The sequence below is a fragment of the Armatimonas sp. genome (assembly GCF_964826245.1).
The window spans coordinates 1-4,194 of record NZ_CBAYMC010000312.1 but is presented as its reverse complement, the minus strand read 5'-3'; the positions used below and the strand labels follow the sequence as shown (position 1 = coordinate 4,194).

Below are 4,194 nucleotides of genomic sequence, written 5' to 3'. Positions count from 1 at the left end.
CTAGCGGAGACACTTTCCTGGTGGCGCTCCACAGGAGTTCATATCTGGTGACCGAGACAAAACCGCTGATTCTAGTTCGTCCCCCACAAGGGCTGGCCGCGCTTAATCTGCAGGAGCTGACGCAGTACTGGGAGCTGGTGCGAACTTTTGCCCAGCGCGAGATCATGCTGCGCTACCGCCAGACCGCTCTGGGTGTGATCTGGGTGGTGCTTCAGCCACTCCTGACGGCAGGAATCGCGAGTTTTGTCTTTGGAAAAGTGGCCGGATTCTCTCAAGGTGACCCCGCATTCTTCCTGCGCGCTTTCTCGGGACAGATCGCCTGGACTATCTTTGGCCTCTCGATATTTAAGATCAGCACCTGCCTTGTGGGCAATAGTGCGATGCTCTCCAAGGTCTTTTTTCCGCGCCTGACACTCCCCGTCGCCTCCACTTTGGCAGCGCAGATAGACACACTGGTCGCTTTTGCCGCTTTTGTGCTCCTGATGCCCTTCTTTGGTGTGGCCCCGACATTAGCCACTCTGACACTCCCTCTCTGGTTTGCGGCACTGGCGACCATGGCCCTGGGGATCGGGATGATGATGGCGGCGCTCATGGTCTCGTACCGAGATGTTCAGTTTATCTTGCCCGTCTGGCTCAACTCCCTGATGGTCTTCTCGCCCGTGCAGTGGCCACTTGCTAAGATGGCAGGCAAGCTGGGGGCACTGGGAACACTTTACTTTCTGGTGAACCCGGCGGCGATCTTAATCGAGGGGTTTCGCTGGTCGCTGATGGGCGGCGGGCTGGGAATTGCCCCGTGGCAGGTGGCCTATGCTACCGTCATGAGTGTGGTGATCCTACTGCTGGGCCTCTTGATCTTCCGCATGCAGGAGCGGAGGTTCGCCGATGTCATCTAGTACGAGTAGCACAAAGATGGTCGGGGTCAGCAAGCTCGGCAAGCGCTACAAGATCGCACCACGGGGGACACGTCCGGGAACACTCACCGAAAATATTCTGGCGACCCTGCGTGGCAAGCAGCCCCCCAAAGAGGACTTCTGGGCCGTGCGCGAGGTCAGCTTCGACGTTCACCAGGGCGAGGTTGTCGGGCTGATCGGGCACAACGGTGCGGGGAAATCTACTCTACTGAAGCTCCTCTCGCGCATTACCGAGCCGACCGAGGGCCAGATCGCGCTCTACGGGCGTGTGGGCAGCCTGCTGGAGGTGGGAACGGGCTTTCACCCCGAGCTGACAGGCCGTGAGAATGTCTTCATGAACGGCGCGATTCTGGGGATGACACGAAAAGAGATCCAGACGCGCTTTGACGAGATCATTGACTTTGCGGGGCCTCGGGTGGCGCTGCACCTTGATACGCCCGTCAAGCGCTACTCATCGGGGATGACCATGCGCCTAGGCTTTGCGGTCGCGGCGAACCTCAATCCGGAGATTCTGATCGTGGACGAAGTGCTGGCCGTGGGCGATGCGGAGTTCCAGAAGAAGTGCCTGGGCAAGATGCAGGAAGTGGCCGGCAGTGGGCGCACGGTGTTTTTCGTGAGCCATAACCTTGCGGCGGTTACCGCACTCTGCAACCGTGCTTTATTGCTACACGGCGGCCAGCTCCACGAAGATGGGCCCGTCGCGCGGGTCGCGGCAGCCTACCAGCTCATGGCCCGCTCGTCGGGCACGGCGTTGGGGGGTGATCTCACCCACGCGCAGCGCACGGGCACCGGAGCGGGGCAGTTTCTCTCCCTCAACCTCCAGCCCTTTGCCGCCGATGGGACGCCTCAGCCCCTGGTCTACAACGGCAGCACGCTCCAGATGGAGTTAACGGTCAAGGCGGAGCAAGTCATCACCGATGCGTCCGTCACTCTCTGGATCGCCGACTCCAATACCTACCGCCTGATTGACTGCTCCTCCGCGCTCCACGGCAAGCTGGTGCGTCTGGAGCCCGGAGAGACCACCCGTGTCCGCTTCACGCTCGGCGAGCTGCTCCTCAAGCCCGGCCTCTACACCCTCGGTGTTTCTCTAGGTAGTCCTGAGATCGAGGACATAGATACGATTGATTTTGCCGGAACCCTCGAAGTCGCCGTAGACCCCGAGGCCGCACAAGCCACGCTCATTCTGCCCGGAGCCTACACCTGCCGCTACAAAACCGAGATCATCCCCGGTAGCGAGCTCCCCGAAGAACTTCCCGTCAACACCAACCGTCAAGCAGCCTGAGGGAGGCTCCAGATGTTGCGGTGGATCAGCTCGTGGCGGAACTGTGACCAGGCTTCAGCGGACTCGAAGATGCGGCGGGGGATGATGATGACGCCGCGCGGGGCGAAGGTAAGAAACAGATGGGTCTCAGTTTCCTCGACAGGCTGGCAGGCTTCCCAAAAAATCAGGCGACGGTAGTGGGGCGAGTGGATACGCAAGCCCTCACGCTCCAGTGACATACTGCGCACGCCCAGCACTTCCACGGGGACTTTCTCACCGGCTTGGAGCGCCAGAACGAGTGCGCCGACGGCCACCCAGAAAAAGAACGCGGGGGTGTGCCAGATACCGATAGCCGCACCTAAAACGGCGGCAGCCATGATCCACCAGAGATTTAGCTTGGGCTGCAAGGACGAGTGCTCCTGCCAGGCGGCGATATCAGCTTCATTGAGGCTGTAGGTGATAGTCATCTTGCTCAAGACTCCTTGCAAGAGTCGCGCCATTGCCGGGGAGAGACCCCAAGATTTTCTTTAAAGACCCGCGCAAAGTACGCTGGATCGGAGAAGCCACAGAGAAGCCCAATCTGTGACAGGGAGAGAGTCCCCTCACAGAGCAGGGTACGGGCTTGCTCTAGGCGCAGGTGCTTGAGGTAGTCCCGAGGCGTGCGCCCCATCGCGGCGGTAAAGACTTCGGTGAAGCGATCCGGCGAGAGAAAGACCTGGGCGGCAAGCTGCTCGATGCGAACGGGCTCTGCGAAGTGCTCGTCGAGATAGCGAATGGCGGAGGCGAGAGTCTCTTCGTGACGCCCATGAGAGAGCCCTTCCCCGCCTGCTCCCAAGCGCTTGAGGCGCACCAGGAGCCGCCCAAAGAGTGCGGGAACCAGCCAGGCTCCCTCCGTCTGTGCCGCCTCCTCGCGTAGCTCGCTCCAGCACTGCGAAATCTGTCCATGCGCTGCTGGGGTGAGATGGAGCCAGCGCCCCGAGCGCGGCTGCCCGAGGAGCTCCCAGGTCTCCGGGGGAAATACCGCCGGCTCCACATGGATGGTATCGAGCACGAGGCGCTCGCAGCGGTCGAACCAGTGCGCCTGCCCTGCCGCCATGGCGTAGACATCGCCCCGTGCGACCTCAAAGGGCTGCCCCTCGATCACGTGTGTCGCTTTTCCCCGGCGCACTAAATAGAGGGAGAGGAAGTCCGCATGCCGCCATCCGATACGCTCCCAGAGCGCTCCTGGAACGTCGGTGAGGACAATCAGGCGATGTGGACTCCCAAACTGGGCGAAGTGCGCTTCTTCAATTTTTCTGGACATTACCGGAAACCTACAAGTTTACACCGTAGAGGTTCTGGATAGAAAAACCAAATTCCTGCATACTAACGTCTATGCTCACTGAAGAACAGGTCGCGTCTTTCCGCGAAAACGGCTACTTGAACTACGGCCCCGTGCTCACTCCCGAAGAAACGGCAGGTCTACGCGAGGCACTGGCCCGCTGCAAGTCCGGGACGTCCCCGCAGGCAGCCGAGTCCAACCGTAATATCTCCTGGGGCCAAGACAAAGGCTTCGTGGTCACCCAGATCGTCAATATGTTCCAGGCCGAGGAGGCGTTTCGGCAACATCTCTACAACGAGAAGATCGTCAAGATTATCTCGGAGCTGATGGGGACGGATACGGTTCGGGTCTGGCACGACCAGATGCAAGAGAAGCCCGCAAAAGTGGGTGGCCCGACCACGTGGCACCAGGACCACCCCTACTGGCCCATTATCCAGCCTGCCGATCTGATCAGTGCCTGGGTCGCGCTGGAAGACGCTGACGAGGCCAATGGCTGTATGAGCATGGTGAAGGGCAGCTACAAGTGGGGTCCAAAAAACGGCGGCACGATCGGCACGATCACCGATGAGAGCGATCCCAACGTCTGGGGCCCGGACTACAAGCCGGAGTGGATTCCGGAGGGCGAGACGGTCGAGGTGGTTCCCCAGCCCGTCAAGGCAGGCGGCGTGGTCTTCCACCACTGCCTCACCTGGCACGGAGCG

General features: G+C 60.7%; 5 protein-coding genes. 3 read left to right on the top strand and 2 right to left on the bottom strand.

Translation table 11 applies throughout. The features are described 5' to 3' along the window. The coding region (locus AC1XOS_RS20370) for an ABC transporter permease (protein WP_481964046.1) at positions 1-893 on the top strand (893 nt) is incomplete at its 5' end. Next, positions 883-2,193 (top strand): ABC transporter ATP-binding protein, encoded by a 1,311-nt coding sequence (locus AC1XOS_RS20365; RefSeq protein ID WP_481964045.1) that lies wholly within the window; start codon positions 883-885, stop codon positions 2,191-2,193. The genes AC1XOS_RS20370 and AC1XOS_RS20365, both read left to right, overlap by 11 nt. On the opposite strand, the gene AC1XOS_RS20360 is transcribed toward AC1XOS_RS20365, so the two are convergent. Then, positions 2,181-2,639 (bottom strand): YcxB family protein, encoded by a 459-nt coding sequence (locus AC1XOS_RS20360; protein ID WP_481964044.1) that lies wholly within the window; start codon positions 2,637-2,639, stop codon positions 2,181-2,183. The two genes, AC1XOS_RS20365 and AC1XOS_RS20360, sit on opposite strands and share 13 nt — an antisense overlap. Before the next feature lie 5 nt (positions 2,640-2,644). After that, positions 2,645-3,475 carry a helix-turn-helix domain-containing protein gene (locus AC1XOS_RS20355; RefSeq protein WP_481964043.1) on the bottom strand — a complete coding sequence of 277 codons (831 nt, stop codon included), beginning with the start codon at positions 3,473-3,475 and terminating at the stop codon, positions 2,645-2,647. Between the two features lie 71 nt (positions 3,476-3,546). Here AC1XOS_RS20355 and AC1XOS_RS20350 point away from each other — a divergent pair. Continuing rightward, a partial coding sequence (locus AC1XOS_RS20350; protein ID WP_481964042.1) for a phytanoyl-CoA dioxygenase family protein occupies positions 3,547-4,194 on the top strand: 648 nt, incomplete at its 3' end.